This window comes from Comamonas halotolerans (genome assembly GCF_030162935.1).
Taxonomy (GTDB): Bacteria; Pseudomonadota; Gammaproteobacteria; order Burkholderiales; family Burkholderiaceae_C; genus Comamonas; species Comamonas halotolerans.
In genome coordinates this window covers 1-19974 of sequence record NZ_JASAUZ010000011.1, presented here as the reverse complement: position 1 = coordinate 19974, position 19974 = coordinate 1, and the positions used below count along the sequence as shown (strand labels likewise).

The window sequence follows — 19974 nt, the reverse complement described above, 5'->3', positions numbered from 1 at the left end:
CCAGCGTGACGTTCTCAAATTAAAAAGCCCAGTGTCAATACTGGGCTTTTTTGTGACCGCTTTAGTTGCGGAACAAATCAAGGATACGGCTGCGCTCCTCGGCTGGAGGCGCTTCCGTAGGTTCGTCGGAATTGAAATAGCCTGCGCTCATGCCCAGGCCTGTCACGCCGGCTGAGCCCGTGAACTCATCGAAATACCATTCACCTCCTGCATTGGTGACACCTTCAGGTACGGGGTAGCTGGCAACGGGCACCCCTTTGAGTGCATGTTGCATAAAGCTGATCCAGATCGGAAGGCTCAGGCCACCACCGGTTTCTCGTGAGCCCAGGTTGCGTGGGTTGTCGTAGCCTATCCAGGTAATAGCTGCCAGCGTAGGCTGAAAGCCTGCAAACCAAGCGTCCACCGCATCATTCGTTGTGCCCGTTTTTCCATAGATGTCAGGGCGCTTCAGCGTGGCTTGCGCACGTGCAGCAGTACCAGACTTGGCAACGGTTTGCAGCATGGAATTCATCACAAAAGCATTGCGAGCATCGATAGCGCGCTGCTGCTGCTCCAGAGGCTTGGGAATGAACTCGGAGAGAACACGACCTTTATGGTCTGTGATCTTTGCGATCAGCCAGGGATTGACACGGTAACCGCCATTGGCAAATACCGAGAAGGCCGTGGCCATTTGCATGGGTGTCACCGAGCCCGCACCCAGTGCCATGGTGAGATAGGCAGGATGACGGTTGGCTTCAAATCCAAAGCGAGTGATCCATTCCTGTGTGAACTTCGGGGTGGTGAAGTCGAGTATGCGAATCGAAGGAATGTTTCTGGATTTGGCCAATGCCGTACGCATAGTCATTGGACCTTCAAATCGATGGTCGTAGTTTCTGGGCTCCCAGGGTTGCCCACCAGTCACACTGGAACCGTAGAACAACGGCGCATCATTGATCATGCTGGCAGGACTCAACCCCTTCTCCAGAGCAGCGGAAAAGATAAATGGCTTGAAGGCAGAGCCAGGTTGGCGCCAAGCTTGAGTGACGTGGTTGAACTTGTTCTTCTGGAAGTCAAAGCCGCCTACTAAGGCCCGGATTGCACCTGTACGGGGATCAACAGCAACAAAGGCGCCTTCAACTTCCGGCAACTGTGTGGCAGACCATTTGCCCTGCGAAGTCTCAATCACCCGAATCACAGCGCCAGGGCGAATCTTGATATTGGGAGAAGCTTTATCGCTGAGACCAGATTCCACGGGTTTGAGACCATCTCCTGTGATGATCAATGTTTGGCCATCCGGGCGTTGTACGGTCAAAGACTTTCTAGAGGCTTCTAGAACCACTGCCGCCAGCACATCGCCATTGTCAGGGTGCTGGGCCAAAGTGTCATCGATTACATCCTCAAGCGCCACTTTGTCGCTAGGGAGTGCGATGAACTTTTCAGGGCCACGATAGCGCTGGCGGCGTTCATAGTCCATGATTCCCTTGCGCAAGGCTGAATAGGCAACTTCTTGCTCGCCCGCATTCAGCGTGGTGTAGACGTTTAAACCACGTGTATACGCTTCATCACCATATTGAGCGTATACCAGTTGGCGAGCCATTTCGGCAACATAGTCCGCATTAACGCTTGTGCTGTTGCGACTGGCATTACGTAGTTGCAATGGTTCATCGCGTGCCATGCGTGCTTGTTCGGCTGTGATGAACCCGTTTTCCTCCATCCGCTCAATGATGTAGAGCTGGCGGATTCGTGCACGCTTCGGGTTGCTGATGGGGTTGTAGGCCGAAGGTGCTTTGGGCAGCCCAGCCAACATGGCTGCTTCAGCCACAGTGACATCTTTGAGCGACTTGCCAAAGTAGACCTCGCTAGCCGCGGCGAAACCGTAGGCACGGTGGCCCAAGAAGATCTGGTTCATATAAATTTCCAGAATCTTCTCCTTGCTCAAAAGGTGCTCTAACTTGAAGGTGAGCAGCACTTCATAAATTTTGCGCGTATAGGTCTTCTCTGAAGAGAGATAAACGTTGCGTGCGACCTGCATGGTGATGGTCGAAGCACCCTGGCTTTTCACCTTGCCCAGATTGGCCAAGGCAGCACGGAGCATACCCTTGTAGTCGACGCCTCCGTGCTCGAAGAAGCGCGTGTCTTCAATCGCGAGCACAGCATCAACCATCACTTTGGGAATTTCCTCAATGGGCGTGAGCGTGCGTCGTTCTTCCCCAAACTCGCCAATCAAAGCGCCTTCTGAGGAATAAACGCGCAAAGGGAGCTTGGGTCGGTAGTCGGCCAGCTCGGATACATCTGGCAAGTTGGGGTAGGCCATGGACAGAGCCACAGCAACGACCAGTACAACTGCGAGTGTTCCTGCGACAGCCAAGCCGATCAGCCACAAAAACGCGCGCAAAAACCAATGCTTGCGAGGTTGAGGGATGCTTTTCTGTCTAGAGGAAGGCTTTTCGCTGGATTCGGGAGAGGTAGGCATGTCGCTCCACACAAATGAGGAAAGGCATTATAGGAAACGGCTTGAGGGCAGATGTTTGCAAAAGTGTGTCGTGCAAAACCCACCACGCAAGTATGGAGGATGACCAGGATCAAAGCTGGTGCAATTGCTGCTGATGATGCGTGAGAAGAGGTAGAAGGGCACTTGGTCGAGTTATACCCTTGCTGCTAGCATGCATTCGAATTGTGACTTTCTATATCAAAATGAAACGGGGAGGGGGGGGTGTGGCCTCGATTAGTTCCCTTTTTAAGCGACAGCCTGCGCCGCTTATTGGTTTGGATATCAGCTCCTCATCCATTAAGTTGGTTGAGTTGAGTCAAGATGCGCGGGGGGCTTGGATTTTGGAGCGATGTGCTTCAGAGCCCTTGGAAGCAGATTGGGTGGTGGACGGAAATATCGAAAAGTTCGATGAAGTCAGTGATGCTCTGAGGCGTCTACTAAAAAAGAGTGGAACGCGCGCAAAGAATGTGGCTCTGGCATTGCCCCATTCTTCTGTAATTACCAAGAAAATTATTCTGCCAGGTAATTTGAGCGAACAAGAGCTTGAAGTGCAGGTGGAGTCAGAGGCGAGCCAATATATTCCATTCCCTTTGGATGAAGTGAGTTTGGATTTTTGCACCATGGGGGTTAATGCGACAAACTCATCAGATATTGATATTTTGTTGGCCGCCACGCGCAAGGAAAAAGTTGAAGAGATCAATAATCTGGCAGTGTTGGTGGGCCTGAAGCCGGTAATAGTGGATGTCGAGTCTTACGCATCTCGATTGGCGGCAGGGCGCTGGATAGCACAGCTGCCTAATGCTGGGGAAGATGAATTAATTGCGCTGGTTAAAGTCGGCGCACGAAATTTTAGATTGCAGATTGTGTGTAATGACGAAGTATTGCATGACAGCGAGCAAGGAATTGGGGGGGGGCATCTTACTCAATTGATCGCACGCCATTATGGTATTAGTGCGGAGGAGGCCGAACTAAAGAAAAGAACAGGCGATTTACCAGAAGAATATTTTGAAGCAGTGCTTAAACCTTTTGTAGATAGTCTGGCAAAAGATATTGCACGCGCATTACAGTTTTTCTTCACAAGTACACGATATCACAGTGTGCACCATATGGCGATGTTTGGTGGTAGTGCTGGTATTCAAAATTTGACACAGGCTGTTCGAGAACAAGTCAACGTTCCTGTTCATCTGCTCAATCCATTTGAGAATATGGTGTACGCACCATCTGTGAATAAGAGTAGGCTGAAAAATGATGCGCCGATGTATCTCACAGCATGTGGCTTGGCGATGCGGAGGTTCTTATCATGATCTTGATTAACCTTCTGCCTCATCGAGAAGCATCCAGAAAAAAACGTCGAGAAGCTTTTCAAGTAAAGATGTTCATGTCGGTGCTTTTGGGGATATTGATTGGAGCTTTAATATATTCGTGGATTCAAATTAGAATTGATAATCAGCAAGGTCGAAACGCTTATTTGCAGTCTGAAATTTCTTTATTGAACCAGCAGATTAAAGAAATAGAGGGGCTGGAAGGAGAGATTAATGCGCTGAGAGCGAGGCAAAAGGCTGTGGAAGATCTGCAAGCCAATCGCAATTTACCGGTGCATTTACTGATTGAACTGGTCAATCAGTTGCCCGAAGGTGTATACCTTACTTCAATGAAGCAGACAGGTTTACTGGTTGAGGTGAAAGGGGTGGCGCAGTCTAACGAGCGAGTGTCGGAGGTTTTGAGAAATTTCTCCAGTGGAACACCATGGATTGCCAAGCCCAATCTCAAGGAGATTGTGGCTGGTAGCGTGGCTTTATCGCCAAAGGATCAGCGCAAGGTGGTGAATTTTATTATGACGTTTTCTTTGGTGCTACCTGATGCAGGCAGCGAAGGAGCTAAATAATGAAAAGCACAAAAAATAGCATGTCGATCAATTTTTCAGCGCATGCTCAAGCGATAAAGTCACAGTTTTATGCTTTGGATCCTAAAGACCCATCTTTATGGCCTGCATTCCCAAGATTGTTTCTATGCTGTGGTATAGCTCTGCTAACTGTTGGCGTGGCTTGGTATTTTTATTTGAAGAGTTTTGAGGAAGATTTGGAACGTGAGCGTGCTACCGAAGTTAGTTTGCGATCCGACTATGAGAAAAAACTCGTTAAAGCAGTGAGTATTGAAGGGCTGAAAAAGCAAAGAGAGCAGGTCCAGCAATATGTGATTCAGCTTGAGAAGCAGTTGCCAAGTAAGTCAGAAATGGCAGCGTTGTTATCGGATATAAATCAGGCCGGATTAGGCCGTAGTTTACAGTTTGAGCTTTTCAAGCCTGGTAATGAGTCTGTCAAGGATTATTATGCAGAGCTTCCTATTGCGGTGAAGATATCTGGGGGTTTTCATGATGTGGGGATGTTTGCCTCAGATATTGCTCATTTATCACGTATTGTGAATCTTAATAATATATCAGTTGCTCCTAAAGGAGGGGGAGCGTTGACGCTTGATGCAACGGCTCACACCTATCGTTACTTGGATGCGGAAGAGGTTAATGCAAAGAGGAGTGATGCCTCTAAACGGAAAAAGTAGAGGAGCTGCGAAACTATGATGCATAGAAAGATTCTCTTATTAATGAGTATGGCATTAACCTTATTAACAGGTTGTTGGGGCGGTGAGCATGACGATTTGCGGAGCTGGATAGCTGAGCGGAAGTCAGTGACCAAACCGATGATTCGGCCTTTAAAAGAGCCTTCTGTTTTTGCTCCACAAGGATATTCAGCATCTAATGGCATGGATCCGTTTAATATGCTGAAGTTGACGCAGGTTTTAAACCGTGAATCGGAGGGGAGCAAATCTAACCTGGAACTCTTAAAAGTAGAGCAGAATCGACATAAAGAAGAGTTGGAAAGCTATCCACTGGATAATATGAAGATGGTGGGTAGTATGCGAAAAGATGGGGGGAATACGGCATTATTACGCGTCAATCAGCTAATTTATCAGGTTCAAGTTGGAAATTATCTGGGTCAAAACTACGGCCGTATTTTGGAAGTCGGTGAGCACAGCCTCAAGCTAAGAGAAGTTGTTCAAGATCCAACCGGAGATTGGGTGGAAAGAGTGACTACGCTGGATCTGCAAGAGGGGGAGTAAAGAATGCGATATAAGAAAGGCTGCGTGCCTGTTCATTGGTTCACAATAGCTGTGGTTGCTCTGACATCCTCTCTTGCGTGGGCGGGTAGTGTGCAATCTGTCACAGCCTCGTTGCAAGGTGGCGGTGAAGTTGTCAGGGTTGAGCTTTCAGAGCCTTTGAAGGCACCTATTACGGGGTTTGCTATTCAGTCTCCAGCCCGCATTGCCCTTGATTTCTCCGACACGAGCAATGCACTGGAGCAATCTCTTGTCAATATTCAGCAAGGCAATTTGAATACGGCAAATGTGGTCGAGGGGGCTGGTCGAACGCGCTTGGTCTTGAATCTGAAAGCTGCGACAACGTATCGCACCGAGGTCAGAGGCAATACCGTGTTGGTTTTTTTAGACCCCGTGCAAGGCGCTGCTGCTATTCAGCCCCAGACTTCTCCCACTCGGAAAGCATTGTCAACTGCTGTACAAGCCACGGGGAGCGTGGCATTGAAGGATGTTGATTTCCGTCGCGGCAGTGATGGGGCTGGTCGGCTAATCGTCGACCTGGGTTCTTCTATGGTGAGTGCCGATGTGCGACCGGAAGGAAAGGGGTTGACGGTCGACTTGCTCAAAGCCAGTTTGCCTCAAGGTCTGCAACGTCGCCTGGATGTGACGGATTTTGCGACACCGGTGCAAAACATCACGGCAATCCAGCAGGGTGATCGTGTGCGCTTAAGTGTTGAAGCTATTGGTGATTGGGAGCACTCTGCTTATCAAAGTGACAGTCAGTTCGTTTTAGAAGTGCGGCAGAAAAAGGTGGATGCATCAAAGCTCACCAAAGGCCCTGGCTTTACAGGGGAACGCTTGTCCTTGAATTTCCAAAATATTGAAGTGCGTTCGCTTTTGCAAGTGATTGCAGATTTCACCAACTTTAATATTGTTACATCAGATACCGTAGGCGGCTCTTTGACATTGCGTTTGAAAGATGTACCTTGGGACCAAGCGCTGAATATCATCATGGAGGCTAAAGGTCTTGGGATGAAGAAAAGCGGCAATGTATTGTGGATTGCGCCCAGAGATGAAATTGACGAACGGACGCGACGTGATTTTGAAGCTGCGCGAAAGATCGAGAATCTCGAGCCTTTGCGTACACAAGGATTTCAGATCAACTACGCCAAAGCCGAGGATTTGAAAAAACAGCTTGCAGATAATAGTAGTGGTGGTGAAGCATCCACGCGTTTTCTATCCCCAAGAGGTTCTGCCATCGCAGAGCCTCGCACCAATCAGCTGTTTGTGACAGATACTTCCAGCAAGCTGGAAGAGGTTGCCAATCTGTTGAAGACGCTAGATGTTCCAGTGCGACAAGTATTGATTGAGGCACGGATTGTTGAAGCTAGAGATACTTTTGGCCGCTCCTTGGGGGTGAAGTTCGGTGGAGGATTCACCGATAAGCGTGGGAGCATTGGCAGTGGCTATGACAGCTATGGCACTAAAAGCGACTCACCTTTCGTCAATTTACCAGCAGGGCTTTCGACTGGTGGGGGTGGCGGCTCATTAGCATTGAGTATTTTCAATTCTGGGTTGACACGTTTTTTATCGCTTGAATTGTCAGCCATGGAGGCTGAGGGAGTGGGTAAGGTCATATCGAGTCCGCGTTTGCTGACAGCAGATCAGACGCAGGCGGTGATTGAGCAAGGTACCGAGTATCCCTATACTGAAACTGCGCCCAATGGGGCAACGACCATCTCCTTTAAGAAGGCAGTATTGAAGTTGGAAGTCGTACCGCAAATTACCCCTGAAGGCAATATTATTCTGGACTTGGATGTGAACAAAGACTCCCGAGGGGAGATTACGGATCAGGGGGTCGCGATCGATACCAAGCACATCAAGACACAGGTTTTGGTGGAAAACGGCGGTACTGTAGTGATTGGTGGTATTTTTGAAATGGAAGAGATCAACCAAGTGAACAAAGTGCCATTGCTGGGTGATATTCCTGTGATGGGCAATTTGTTCAAGAGCCGCACAAGGGAATCAACCAAACGTGAAATGCTGGTATTTATTACGCCTCGTATGGTGACGGACGCAATTGCACGCAATTAGAGAGGCTAAGTCGGTGACAATCAAGGGCCGCCTTCGGGCGGTCTTTGTGCATCTGTAAACAGGGAAATTGTTGTGCATTTTTCACTCATTGGCCTGCCCGGTTCGGGCAAATCCACCATTGGACGCAGTTTGGCGCGTATGTGGAAACTGCGTTTTGTGGACTCGGATGCGGTCATCGAGCAGCGCATCGGTTGCAGCATCAAGGTGTTCTTTGAGGCGCATGGAGAGGCTGCATTCAGAGATGTGGAGTCACAGGTTCTTGCCGAATTGCTCAGTGATAGTGACCCTTGCGTCCTTTCCACTGGAGGAGGCGCCATTTTGAGGGAAGAGAATAGAGCAGTATTGAAAGCGCAAAGTACGGTGTTTTATCTGCAGTCGTTACCAGAGGATATTGCGCGTCGTCTGCGTAACGACACTACACGTCCGCTGATGCAAGGCGAAGATGCGCTCAAGCGACTGCGAGACTTGCTGCGAGTACGAGGGCCGCTGTATTTGCAGACGGCCCACTATGTGATTGATGCAGCACGTCAGAACGCGGCACAAGTGAGTCGAAAAATCTGCATGCAGGCAGAACTTGCGGGTTTGATAGCGGGTTCTGCTTGCTGCGATGAGATGCAGGATTGAGAATACACGCCCAAGTTGCTTGCCAAGTACGGCGCCCACCTGACTGCCTAGACCCTTGTGGGCTAGCTTGTTTTTCTAGAAGTTTGTTGTGAAATCTCAGAGCCAGACCGTTCATATTGATTTGGGGGATCGTTCCTACCCCATCGTCATTGCCGCCGACTTATTGGGACAGGCATCCACGTTTGAAGGCTGCCCAAGTGCTGCGCAGGCAGTGATTGTGAGCAATAGCACGGTACAGCCTTTGTATGAAGCACGACTCAAAGCGGCTTTGCAAGGCAAGTATCGGAAAGTTCATTCGGTAGTACTGCCTGATGGGGAAGCCTACAAGGACTGGCAGACGCTGAACTTGATTTTTGATGGTTTGCTTGCAAACGGTTGTGATCGAAAAACTGTGCTGTTTGCCCTGGGCGGTGGCGTCGTCGGCGATATGACGGGGTTTGCTGCCGCTAGTTACATGCGTGGTGTGCCCTTTATTCAAGTCCCTACCACTTTGTTGTCGCAGGTGGATTCCAGCGTCGGGGGGAAGACGGCCATCAATCATCCACTTGGCAAGAATATGATTGGTGCGTTCTACCAGCCACAGTTGGTGGTGTGTGATCTCGCTACGCTAAACACCTTGCCCGCGCGCGAAGTATCTGCTGGTTTGGCGGAAATCATCAAGTACGGGCCGATTGCGGATATGGAATTTTTCGACTGGCTGGAGTCTCATATTGATGCACTGCGTCAGCTTGACCGTGAGGCATTGGTGCATGCAGTCAAGCGCAGCGTTGAAGTCAAGGCCTGGGTGGTGGGACAAGACGAAAAAGAAGCGGGCTTGCGCGCTATTTTGAATTTTGGTCATACCTTTGGACATGCAATCGAAGCAGGAATGGGTTACGGAAACTGGTTGCATGGTGAGGGCGTCGGTGCAGGCATGGTGATGGCGGCACATTTGTCGCAGAAACTGGGCTTGGTTGATGCGGCCTTCGTCGCGCGCCTGACCAGCTTGATTGAACGTGCCGGGTTGCCCACGCGCGCAGCTGTGCTGGATGCCAAAGATAACGCGGGCGCTTATTTGAATCACATGCGTGTGGACAAAAAGGCGGAAGCCGGCGAAATTCGGTTTGTTCTGATTGATGGCCCAGGTCGGGCCATCATGCGCTCCGCTCCTGATGATCTGGTTCGGGAGGTGATCGATACCTGCTGTGCTCAGGGGGCTGGGGTACAAGGCCAGTAGTCTGTGCGGCTCACGCTGGTAGTGCAAGCGTGAGCTGTAAGATGGATGTCGAAAAGGAGAGAGCATCGGTGCAAGCGTTTTTATCCCCATGGGCCTGCCATCCAGAGACAACGCGTGGCCGCCTGCACCCTGAAACGCCTGCACCAACGCGTTCAGAGCACCAGAGGGACAGAGACCGCATCGTGCATTCCAGTGCCTTTCGTCGATTGGTCTACAAAACCCAGGTTTTCTTGAACCATGAGGGAGATTTGTTTCGCACCCGTTTAACCCATTCTTTGGAGGTGGCGCAGTTGGGGCGCTCGGTGGCGCGTCCTCTGGGGCTGAATGAGGATCTGGTTGAAGCCATTTGTCTGGCGCACGATCTGGGACACACGCCATTTGGACATGCAGGCCAAGATGAGCTGAATGCTTGCATGCAGAACTTCGGTGGATTCGAGCACAACTTACAAAGTCTGCGTGTGGTGGATTATCTGGAAGAGCGCTATCCCCATTACGACGGAATCAATCTCACCTTCGAAACCCGCGAAGGTATTTTGAAGCATTGCTCACGCAGTAATGCGCTCAAGCTTGAAGCGCAAGAACCAGGAGGGGTCGCTGCCAGATTTTTGACTGGGCAACAAACTTCTTTAGAAGGGCAGCTTGCGAACTTGGCGGATGCTATTGCCTACAACGCTCATGATGTTGACGATGGTGTTCGCTCGGGGCTGATCACGGTAGAGCAACTGCAGTCCGTGCCGTTGTTTGCGCAGTTTTATGCACAGGCACTTGCGGAGTTTCCACAATTGGCGCGGCCTGAATCCCAGCGGCGCTTGTTGTACGAGACCATACGGCGCATGTTGACGGAGCAGGTCTACGACGTGATCCACACTACGCGCCAGCGCATAGAAAAAGTGGGCGTGCAACATGTGGACGAAGTTCGAGCCTGTGGGCAGCGCTTGGTCAGCTTTAGTGACGACATGCATGAGCAGTCCCAGGCACTCAAGCATTTTTTGTTTCATCAGCTTTACCGTCATGGAAAAGTCATGCAAACCATGGATGCTGCGCGGCAAGTGGTGCGAGATTTATTTGCTGCTTATATGGTTCAGCCATCCATGATGAAGCCGCGTTTTGCCTGGCGTGCGCAGCGCGCTGAAAATGCTGCCGATTTGGCAAGAACAGTGGCTGACTTTGTTGCGGGGATGACAGATCGTTATGCTGCCAAAGAGCATGAACGACTCACTGGTCAGCAGCTGCTGGTGTAGGCCTCGATACAAAAAATTGCGTTTGGGCAACAGCTAATCGCCATGCGGTCTGCAACAAAGCTGGTGCATGGCTAGAATTTGCGCCATAACACAAGGGGGCATGGTGCCCCCATTTGTTTTTGAGGCCTACACATGACCGACACCACAACAGAACACTCCTTTCCTGAAGACATAGTGATTGCAGATACGGTGCGCTGGCTGGAAAAGGCCGTGATCGGCCTCAACCTCTGCCCTTTCGCCAAAAGCGTGCACGTCAAAGGCCAGATTCACTATGTGGTCAGCCAAGCGACAGACGTTGAGGGGGTTGTCATGGATTTGCATCGGGAACTTGAAGCATTGGCTGAGAGTTCACCCGAAAAGCGCGACACCACGCTGCTTATCTTGCCGCAAGCATTGCAAGATTTTCTGGATTTCAATGACTTCACCGAACTGGCCGATGACTTGGTGGAAGAGTTGGAGCTAGGTGGAATTTTGCAGGTAGCTTCGTTTCACCCTCTGTTCCAATTTGAAGGCACGGACGTGGACGATGTCACCAACTGCACTAACAGGGCTCCATATCCCATCCTGCATTTGCTGCGTGAAGACAGTATTGACAAAGCAGTTGAGGCATTTCCGGAAGCTGAAACGATTTACGAACGCAATATGCAAGTGCTGGAAGAGATGGGCATTGAAGGCTGGCTGGATCTGGATGTGGCTGCACGTTGTCCCGTAACAGATAGAGATATGGTCAGCGAAAAAAAGAAGTGATGAGTAAGAAAATCAAGGCTACGCAGAGCCAACAGCCTAACAACAGACCAGTAGCACAAGATATTGCCGCTCAGTTGGAGCTTAAGCCAGGGCAAAGCATTGACTTGCTCAAGGCTCTGCACATCCTTACGCGCGATGGCAAGCTGAACCAAGACTCTCGCCGCAAGCTCAAACAGGTCTATCACCTCTACCAATTCATTGAGCCTATTCTCAAAGAGCTGGGAGAGGGAGGTAAGCCTGTTACCTTGGCGGACCATGGGGCAGGCAAGTCTTACCTGGGTTTTATCCTCTACGACCTGTATTTCAAGGCACAAGGGCAAGGTCGTATTTACGGTATTGAAACGCGTGCACCCTTGGTGGAAGCTTCTCAAAAGCTGGCAACTGAACTGGGCTTTGAGCGCATGCACTTTTTGAATATGTCTGTAGCCGAGTCCACGCGTGCAGACTTCATGCCAGAGTGCTTCGATGTCGTCACTGCGCTGCATGCTTGTGATACAGCAACTGATGATGCCATTGCCTTTGGGCTGGAAAAAAAAGCACAAGCCATGGTTCTGGTTCCTTGCTGCCAAGCGGAAGTTGCGGCCTGCCTGCGTCAAAACAAGGCCGCGAGTCTGTCCCGCACGCCCTTGGCCGAACTGTGGCGTCATCCCATTCACACGCGAGAGATGGGCAGTCAGATTACCAATGTTCTGCGCTGTCTCTACCTTGAAGCCAGCGGCTATCAAGTCACGGTGACCGAGTTGGTCGGTTGGGAACACAGCATGAAAAATGAGCTCATCGTGGCTCGATACACAGGCCATAAGAAACGCAGCGCAGCAGAACGATTGCAGCAGCTGCTGTCGGAGTTCGGCTTGGACGCATTGGCCGAGCAACGCTTTAAGTTAGCGGCTGCTTCTTAAAGATTCACTCCCCAATTCAAGTGCCTGCCCAAGAGCCGCTCTTGCACAGATTGTGCAAGGCGTTCTTCGGCAGGATTTTTTGCGTCTGAAATTACCTTTATGCAAAGGCAAGAAATATTTTGCTGAAATTTTGCTTGAACAAAAGTTGCTGAATCTGCTTGTGCAGACTGGATGTTGAGAGTTTGTCCTACAAGTATGGGTAAAAAAATCGCCATCCGCGACCGGCAGGATGACTATGTCGAGCTGTCAATTTTGTAATAAGATTTGTGCACATGTAATTATCAATCCTTGCTGAATATTGATTAATTTTATTAATCGATATGTGGCGCAAATCTCGTGCAGGTGCACTATGAAAATGCGATACCTCTCCAAAGTGCTGGCTTCGTGGGGTCTTACCTCCTTGGCATTCAGTGCGTTGGCCCAGACTGCCCAGCCTTCTGCTCCTGCTCAGCCGTTTGTGCCTTCAGTGCTCAATCAAGTAGTGGAGCGCGCCATTACTTCCCACCCAGAAATCAATGCTCGCTATCATGATTTTGTCTCTTCGCTTGAAGATCAAAACATTGCTCGTGCGGGCTGGCGTCCTCAGGTTACGGCGCAAGGGTGGGTTGGCAAAGAGTGGCGAGGAAATTTGCCAGAGCGTCAATCTTCTTATGACTGGAGCCGGCCAGGTTGGAGTCTAGAGCTGCGCCAGCTCATTTTTGATGGGGGAGCAACGTCCAATCGTATTCGCCAGTTCGGTTTCGAGAAGCTCGCCAAATACTACGACTTGCATTCCACCACCAATAGCTTGGCCAACGAAGCGGTGGCGGCTTACCTGGATGTGCAGCGATACCGCGCCATGCAGAGCCTCGCGCAGGAAAACTTTTCCATGCATGAAACAACACTCTCACAGTTGCGAGAGCGCCAAGAGTCTGGTGTAGGCCGGGGTGTTGACATGGAGCAAGCCAGCGGGCGTCTGTCTTTGGCGCAAACCAATTTGATGACAGAGAGTAACAATCTCAACGATGTAACACAACGTTTTCGCCGTGTGGTTGGTGAATATCCGCCAGCACAAATGCCTCCTGTGCCAGAGGTTGTTGGAGAGCTTCCTGTCATAGGTGAAACGAAAAATTTCGAGGATGCACTGCGCGTGAATCCGACAATCCTCTCCAAGCAGGCGTTGGTTCAGGCCGCGCAGGCGGGCGAAAAAGCTGCCCAGGCGGCACATGCTCCCACTTTGGATCTGCGTGCATCCACTGGACGGGATAGAGAGCAGCCAGGGGCTAATTACCGAGACGTGCAAAGCTCCCGTATTCAGCTGATGCTGACGTATCCGCTTTATCGTGGTGGAGCAGATTCCGCACGCATTCGTCAAACTGCGGCTCAGGGATACGCTGCACAGGATGTGCGTGACTACACCTGCCGAAATGTGCAGCAAGAGCTTTCTGTAGCTTGGAACAATATCGTTCGCCTGCGTCAGCAACTGCCATTCTTGAGAGAGCATGAGCTTTCCACTTCCAAGGTGCGGGTAGCGTATCTGCAGCAGTTCCGTATTGGTCAGCGCTCTTTGTTGGATTTGCTGGATACAGAAAACGAATTGTTCGATGCTCGCCGAGCCATGATCAATGCTGACTACGACTTGAAGAAAGCCGAGTACTACTGGTTGTCCCTTTCCGATAAGGTGTTGCCCAACTTGGGCTTGGCGCAACCGCACAGTGATGCGCAGCCTGATGAAAACCAAGCTCTGGTCTTACCTGATGAGCCGCTGCGTGCTTGCATGGATACACTCCCTGACACAAGTAACTTGATGCCAGTAGCTCTGAAGCAATCAGCTACACCTAGTACGCTACATCCGCAGCGTTCAAATAATTAACCTCTGACAAGGGACTCGCTTATTCCTTGGGGGGGGGAGATGGCATGGTTACAAAAGATACAAAAAACAATGATGACGCTAACAGCAAAGACTTCTCGGCCCTCGATGAGGATTTCATCCGGGTACTGGAGGATTTGATCGATGCGCTATTGAGCAACGGTGCTTTGCGGCTGACAGATTTGCCACCGCATGCGATCGATAAGCTCAATCAGCGCAAGAGAGAGCGTGATCGGCTGCGTAACTCGCTGGACTTGATCGCTGACGACGATGCCTTGATTTGATGGGCAGAGGTATCTATGGAAAGTCCAAAAGATGCGTTGCCCGGCAAGGTTGCAGCGGAAAAAGTGCATGAAGCAAGCCAGTCAGCTGAACCACAGCAACATGGCTTTCGTTCTCCCTCACACAGCACACTCGACGACCCATTGTTGATGTGCTTGGTGGAAATTTCCCGTGTCCATGGCACGCCCTACAGTGCGCAGGCATTGAGTACCGGCTTACCGCTGGTCAACAACCGGCTTACACCTTCGTTGCTCGAGCGTGCTGCTGCGCGCGCGCATTTCACGACGCGCATTGTCCGGCGTGAATTGCATGGTATCCCTCCAGGACTTTTACCAGCCATTGTTTTGCTGAACGACGGGCGTGCAGCTCTGCTGTTGCAGCAGTTGGAGGGAGAGCGTTTTGTACTGCAATTTCCGGAGTCGGCCAGCCCGATTGAGCTGGACGCCACAGATTTGCAGGATATGTACTCCGGCTTTCTGTGTTTTGTGCGTCCTCAATTCAGATTTGAGGCACGTGCCGACCAGGGGCTTAAAACCAGTTCGGAGCACTGGTTTTGGTCTGCGATATTAGGAAACAAACGGCTGTACCGTGATGCCATTTTGGCAGCAGTACTGATCAACCTCTTTGCGCTTGCCATACCTCTGTTCAGCATGAATGTCTACGACAGAGTGGTGCCTAACAACGCCGTTGAGACACTGTGGGTGCTTGCCATTGGGGTGAGTCTGATACTGATCTTCAATTTTGTGCTGACCACTGCGCGTGCTTATGTGGTGGATACCGCCAGCAAGCGCATTGATGTGAGCCTGTCCGCGCGCATTCTGCAGCAGGTGCTGGATTTGCGTATGGAGAGCAGGCCAGCATCGGTGGGATCATTCTCTGCGAATTTGCGTTCGTTTGAGTCGGTGCGCGACTTTATTGCCTCGGCCAGTTTGACGACATTGGTAGATTTGCCTTTTGTACTGCTGTTTTTGCTGGTGTTGGCATGGATTTCGCCGTGGATGCTGATTCCACCTGTTGTCGCAATTTTGCTGGTCCTCTTGGTTTCCTTTTATGCACAAGCCGGGCTGGAGACCCTGACGATCAAAACCTTTCAAGCATCTTCGCAGCGCAATGCCTTGCTAGTGGAAGCGTTGACCAATTTGGATGCCGTCAAGACCCTGAATGCCCAAGGCGGTGTGCAGCGCTTGTGGGAAAGCGCTAATCAGTACATAGCCTTTGTCGGTGGAAAGATCAAACTCATTTCTGCTGCCAGCGTGAATTTTGTGCAGACCATGCAGCAATTGGTGACCGTGGCCGTGGTCATTATTGGTGTGTATTTGGTGCAGGCAGCGGAGCTGTCCATGGGGGGCATCATTGCCGCATCCATGATTGCGGGACGTTGTATTGCCCCATTGGGGCAGGTAGCCGGCCTCATGATGCAGTATCACAATGCAAAAACGTCTTTGGCATCCATAGACAGCTACATGAAGATGCCTGTTGAGCATGCGTCAGACCGGGACTTTGTGTCTCGACCCATCGTGCAAGGCGGCATCGAGTTTCGCAATGTCAGTTTTCATTACCCCGGCTCTGATCAGCTCTCGCTCAGTGACGTCAGTTTGGTGATCAAGCCTGGAGAAAAAGTCGGCATCATCGGGCGGATAGGCTCCGGAAAGACGACCCTTGAAAAGCTCATCCTCGGTTTGTATCAGCCAACCCAGGGTGCGATCTTGATTGATGGTGTGGATGCTCGGCAGATCGATCCGATAGATCTGCGACGCTCTATTGGGCATGTACCGCAAGACCCGATGTTGTTCTACGGCAGCTTGAAGCACAACCTTCTGGTCGGGGCGCCCTATGCCACAGAGGCGGACATGCTGCATGTTGCACGTGTGGCGGGTGTGGATGAATTCGCGGCCCTGCACCCAAAAGGCTATGAGATGCCGATTGGTGAGCGTGGTGAGTCCTTGTCTGGAGGACAGCGTCAATCCATTGCTGTAGCACGTGCGTTGATTCAGGACCCTCCCATATTGTTGCTGGATGAGCCTAGCAGCAATTTGGACAACCAAAGCGAAGCGCAGCTCAAGTCGAGGCTCAAGGAGAGCACGGCTGACAAAACGATGGTGCTGGTCACCCACCGTACAGCCTTGCTGGAACTGGTTGATCGTTTGATTGTGATTGATGCGGGCAAGATCGTTGCTGATGGCGCCAAGGAGCAAGTGATAGAGGCGCTGAAGACGGGGCGTATTGCGCGTGCGGGAGGGCGAACATGATGCCAATCTCCCCTGCTTCTAAAAAGACTTTGAGCCAACGCTGGAAAAACTGGTTGCTGCAAGGGCACAGCGAGTCCACAGGTGTGCGCGATGAGGACTTGATTGCAGATGCCCAATGGGCCGCCGGACAGCAAGATGCTAAAGGATCGCGCCTTTTACTCTGGGCTTCTCTGGCGACGGTGCTGGTGCTGCTCGTGTGGGCTTGCCTGGGACATATCGACGAAGTCGTACGAGGCCAGGGCAAGGTGGTTCCTTCTCGACAAGTGCAAGTTGTGCAGAGCCTTGATGGGGGCATCGTCGAGGAAATATTGGTGCGCCCTGGTGAGCGTGTAGAGGTGGGGCAAGTGCTGTTGCGCATTGATCCCACCCGGTTCACGGCATCTTTGGGGGAGAGCAAAGCGGAGGTTTTGGCGCTCAAAGCCAAAGCGGCACGTCTGGAAGCACTGGCAACGGGTGATGTGTTCAATGCACCTGCCGACGTGACGAAAGATGCGCCTCAGCTCGTGGAGATGGAGCGACGCTTTTGGGAGACCAAAACGCAGGAACTCAACACGACCCTCAGCATTGCAAGAGACCAACTGAGCCAACGTCAGCAGGAGTTAAGAGAGACCACTGCGAATCGCGACCAGGCTGCATCCAGTTGCAGTCTGACGTCCGAGGAACTGTCGGTTACACGACCATTGCTCAAAAGTGGAGCAGTGTCGGAAGTGGATCTCTTGAGGTTGCAAAGAGATGTGGCCCGGTTCTGTGGCGAAGCCAAGGCTGCAGGGGCGCAAATTGGTCGTATCCAGGCTGCGATTCAAGAGGCACAGCGCAAGGTGCAGGAGTCGGAATTGAATGCTCGCAATCTGGCGCGGGTCGAGCTTTCAGAAGTCAGGGCCAAACTATCCACGCTGGAGCAAAGTCAGCTGGCGCTGGCAGACCGCGTCAAGCTGGCCGAAGTGCGATCACCCGTGCGCGGCACGGTCAACACATTGATGGCACACACGGTAGGTGGGGTGGTGCAACCAGGCAAAGACATTCTGGACATTGTTCCGATGGACGATACCTTGTTGCTTGAAGTGCAGATCAATCCCAAAGACATTGGTTTTTTGCACTTTGACCAGAAGGCTGAGGTCAAGTTCACAGCGTACGACTTCGCGATCTATGGCGGACTCTCTGGCAAGGTTGAGCAGATCGGTGCAAACACGATCACCGATGAGAGAGGGAATTCTTTTTACGTTGTCAAAGTGCGTACTGATCGTGTGCATGTGGGAGATGACTCACGTCCGATCATTCCAGGTATGCAAGCAGAGGTGCATATTTTGACCGGGCGCCGTACGGTAATGCAGTACTTGTTGAAGCCGATTTTGCGAGCGAAATCGAATGCTTTCACTGAGCGCTAGGAGTTAGGGAGGCACGTATGCAAGGAACCCCTGTATTGATCGTGACGCAAGACCCAGTGCTATGGCAATCCTGGCAAAAGCTTTCGGAAGATGGCTGGATGCCATTGCGAGGGTTGGGAGGCGACGATATTAAAAAATGGCATTATTCGAATCGTCAGTTGGTGGTGCTCGACAATGCCGTGAAGAGCGCTTCATCGTGGAGCGATGCCGACTGGGCTTCCCATTTTGGCCCTTTGCGCGTACTGGTGCTCAGTGCCAATCCCAGCGATGCAGAGGGGCAGAAGGTTTTGGCGCAAGGAGCGAGTGGCTATGCGCACACGCACTTGCCTGTTGATGCGTTGTCCAGAATTCTTCGCAGTATTCAAGACGGCTCTATCTGGATGGGGCGCAGTTTGCTGCAAAAACTTTTGCAAGACATTGATGAGCGGTTGCCCGTGTCCGAATCTGTTCAAGAGTGGAGGCGTACGCTTTCGCCAAGAGAAGCTGAAGTCGCCCAGTTGGCGGCTATCGGAAAAAGCAACCCGAATATTGCAGATGCTTTGTCGATTACTGAGCGCACCGTGCGTGCGCATTTGTCTGCAGTATTCGAAAAACTAGGGGTGCAGGACCGTTTGCAGCTGGCTTTGAAAGTGCATGGGATTCGTGGTGCTTAGGCGAAGGGTTCAGTTGCGCTGAGGTTGATGTGCTGATGTAGGAAGACGCCCCTTTTTAAGGGGCGTCTTTGCTTTCTTAGGTTTGCTTTTCGTTGTAGCTGATTCGTGACTTGGCGGTGGTGGCTGTGATCAGCCTCAGTCATATTGGCGGCGTAGCCAATAGATACACAAGAGATATTTTTTTAATATCTTCTTCAAGGTTGGCGTATTGCCGAACCATTGCTCACCGGAGAGATCGCTATGGCAAATACTTATGCAGTCGTGACCCAGTTGGAAGGTCAGGCGTGGATACGTGGCAAGGATGGGAATTTGCAAGTGCTCCGTGTGGGGATGAGAGTTCCTTTGGATGCGGAGATTGTCACTGCAGCTGGTGCGAAGCTGTCGCTGCAGGGGAATGAAGAAGGTGTGTTGCAAGTTGCTGAAAATCAGAATGCGACCATCACGGGAGAATTGTTCCAAGTAGCCGATCCCAGTGAAGCTGCAATTGCCCAACCTGCAGTGGCAGATGTCAATGCCTTGATCACGGCACTCAATGCAGGTCAGGATCCATTGGAAGAGCTCGATCCTACTGAGGCCACTCTTTCTGGTGGAGAGGGGGCTGGCAGTACCTATGTGCGTCTGGCCAATGTGATCGAGACGACCTCACCGCTGAGCATGGCCTATTCGCGCTCTTTGCCTGGGGTGGCTGACAATACGCGTTTGGGCGGGGCGATCGTCACAGAAGAAGAGCCATCGCTGCTGGTACCCAACCTGTCTGTTTCCGATGCCGGACGAATTGAAGAAGGTCAAAGTGCGGTATTTGAGATCAAACTCACCAATCCTGTTCCTTTTGCCAGCACGGTGACTTTTACGCTGGGTGGCGATATTGAAGCCGATGATCTTCAAGGGATTCCCGTTGTCCTTGTTCAGGGCAATACTGTTGCAGTAGTACGTAATCCTGATGGAAGTTATTCCTTCCAATTGCCACCAGGAATAAGCAGCGGTATTGAAGTGCGGGTTGTAACTGCGGATGACAATGTTTTTGAGGGCGAAGAAAGCATTGTTCTAACGGCAACCTTGACTGGGGAAGCTTTGCCTTCTGGCATTACAGATACGGGTACAGGTGTCATCATCGACCAAACCGGCCCAGGCGCCGACGTGCCGGTGCTGACGGTGGCCGATGCCGGTGTGGTGGA

At 51.3% G+C, this 19974-nt stretch carries 17 protein-coding genes; 16 read left to right on the top strand and 1 reads right to left on the bottom strand.

Annotated elements, in window-relative coordinates:
* Positions 1 to 61: 61 nt before the first annotated feature.
* A complete protein-coding gene (locus QEP11_RS07115) occupies positions 62 to 2452 on the bottom strand; it encodes a penicillin-binding protein 1A (protein ID WP_284335954.1) in 2391 nt (796 codons plus the stop codon).
* A gap of 242 nt (positions 2453 to 2694) precedes the next feature.
* On the opposite strand from QEP11_RS07115, the gene QEP11_RS07110 reads away from it, so the two are divergent.
* The 16 genes from QEP11_RS07110 to QEP11_RS07035 all read left to right on the top strand — a co-directional run.
* Entirely contained in the window at positions 2695 to 3774 is a 1080-nt protein-coding gene (locus QEP11_RS07110; protein ID WP_284335984.1) for a pilus assembly protein PilM, read from the top strand.
* On the top strand, positions 3771 to 4355 hold the full coding sequence (locus tag QEP11_RS07105; protein WP_284335953.1) for a PilN domain-containing protein: 585 nt from the start codon (positions 3771 to 3773) through the stop codon (positions 4353 to 4355). The genes QEP11_RS07110 and QEP11_RS07105 overlap by 4 nt, the downstream gene beginning before the upstream one ends.
* A complete protein-coding gene (locus QEP11_RS07100) occupies positions 4355 to 5026 on the top strand; it encodes a type IV pilus inner membrane component PilO (protein ID WP_284335952.1) in 672 nt (223 codons plus the stop codon). The genes QEP11_RS07105 and QEP11_RS07100 overlap by 1 nt, the downstream gene beginning before the upstream one ends.
* Before the next feature lie 15 nt (positions 5027 to 5041).
* Complete coding sequence (locus tag QEP11_RS07095; protein WP_349816759.1) at positions 5042 to 5584, top strand: pilus assembly protein PilP; 543 nt, start codon at positions 5042 to 5044, stop codon at positions 5582 to 5584.
* Between the two features lie 3 nt (positions 5585 to 5587).
* Positions 5588 to 7654, top strand: a complete 2067-nt coding sequence (gene pilQ / locus QEP11_RS07090; protein ID WP_284335951.1) for a type IV pilus secretin PilQ — start codon at positions 5588 to 5590, stop codon at positions 7652 to 7654.
* 72 nt (positions 7655 to 7726) lie between these two features.
* Entirely contained in the window at positions 7727 to 8278 is a 552-nt protein-coding gene (locus tag QEP11_RS07085) for a shikimate kinase (protein WP_284335950.1), read from the top strand.
* Between the two features lie 88 nt (positions 8279 to 8366).
* Positions 8367 to 9494, top strand: a complete 1128-nt coding sequence (gene aroB / locus QEP11_RS07080; RefSeq protein WP_284335949.1) for a 3-dehydroquinate synthase — start codon at positions 8367 to 8369, stop codon at positions 9492 to 9494.
* Positions 9495 to 9535: 41 nt separating this feature from the next.
* Positions 9536 to 10735, top strand: a complete 1200-nt coding sequence (locus QEP11_RS07075) for a deoxyguanosinetriphosphate triphosphohydrolase (RefSeq protein ID WP_413788691.1) — start codon at positions 9536 to 9538, stop codon at positions 10733 to 10735.
* Between the two features lie 132 nt (positions 10736 to 10867).
* A complete protein-coding gene (locus QEP11_RS07070; RefSeq protein ID WP_284335947.1) occupies positions 10868 to 11482 on the top strand; it encodes a DUF1415 domain-containing protein in 615 nt (204 codons plus the stop codon).
* The gene (locus tag QEP11_RS07065; protein ID WP_284335946.1) at positions 11482 to 12381 is read left to right on the top strand and encodes a class I SAM-dependent methyltransferase; all 900 of its coding nucleotides are present in this window, start codon (positions 11482 to 11484) and stop codon (positions 12379 to 12381) included. The genes QEP11_RS07070 and QEP11_RS07065 overlap by 1 nt, the downstream gene beginning before the upstream one ends.
* Positions 12382 to 12730: 349 nt before the next feature.
* On the top strand, positions 12731 to 14233 hold the full coding sequence (locus QEP11_RS07060) for a TolC family outer membrane protein (protein WP_284335945.1): 1503 nt from the start codon (positions 12731 to 12733) through the stop codon (positions 14231 to 14233).
* 44 nt (positions 14234 to 14277) lie between these two features.
* A complete protein-coding gene (locus QEP11_RS07055; protein WP_284335944.1) occupies positions 14278 to 14514 on the top strand; it encodes a hypothetical protein in 237 nt (78 codons plus the stop codon).
* 15 nt (positions 14515 to 14529) lie between these two features.
* Positions 14530 to 16761, top strand: a complete 2232-nt coding sequence (locus QEP11_RS07050) for a type I secretion system permease/ATPase (RefSeq protein ID WP_413788690.1) — start codon at positions 14530 to 14532, stop codon at positions 16759 to 16761.
* Complete coding sequence (locus QEP11_RS07045) at positions 16758 to 18146, top strand: HlyD family type I secretion periplasmic adaptor subunit (protein ID WP_284335943.1); 1389 nt, start codon at positions 16758 to 16760, stop codon at positions 18144 to 18146. Before QEP11_RS07050 ends, QEP11_RS07045 begins: the two co-directional genes overlap by 4 nt.
* 17 nt (positions 18147 to 18163) lie before the next feature.
* A complete protein-coding gene (locus QEP11_RS07040; RefSeq protein WP_284335942.1) occupies positions 18164 to 18799 on the top strand; it encodes a response regulator transcription factor in 636 nt (211 codons plus the stop codon).
* A 240-nt stretch (positions 18800 to 19039) separates the two neighbouring features.
* Positions 19040 to 19974: retention module-containing protein (locus tag QEP11_RS07035; protein ID WP_284335941.1), on the top strand; the 935-nt coding region annotated here is incomplete at its 3' end.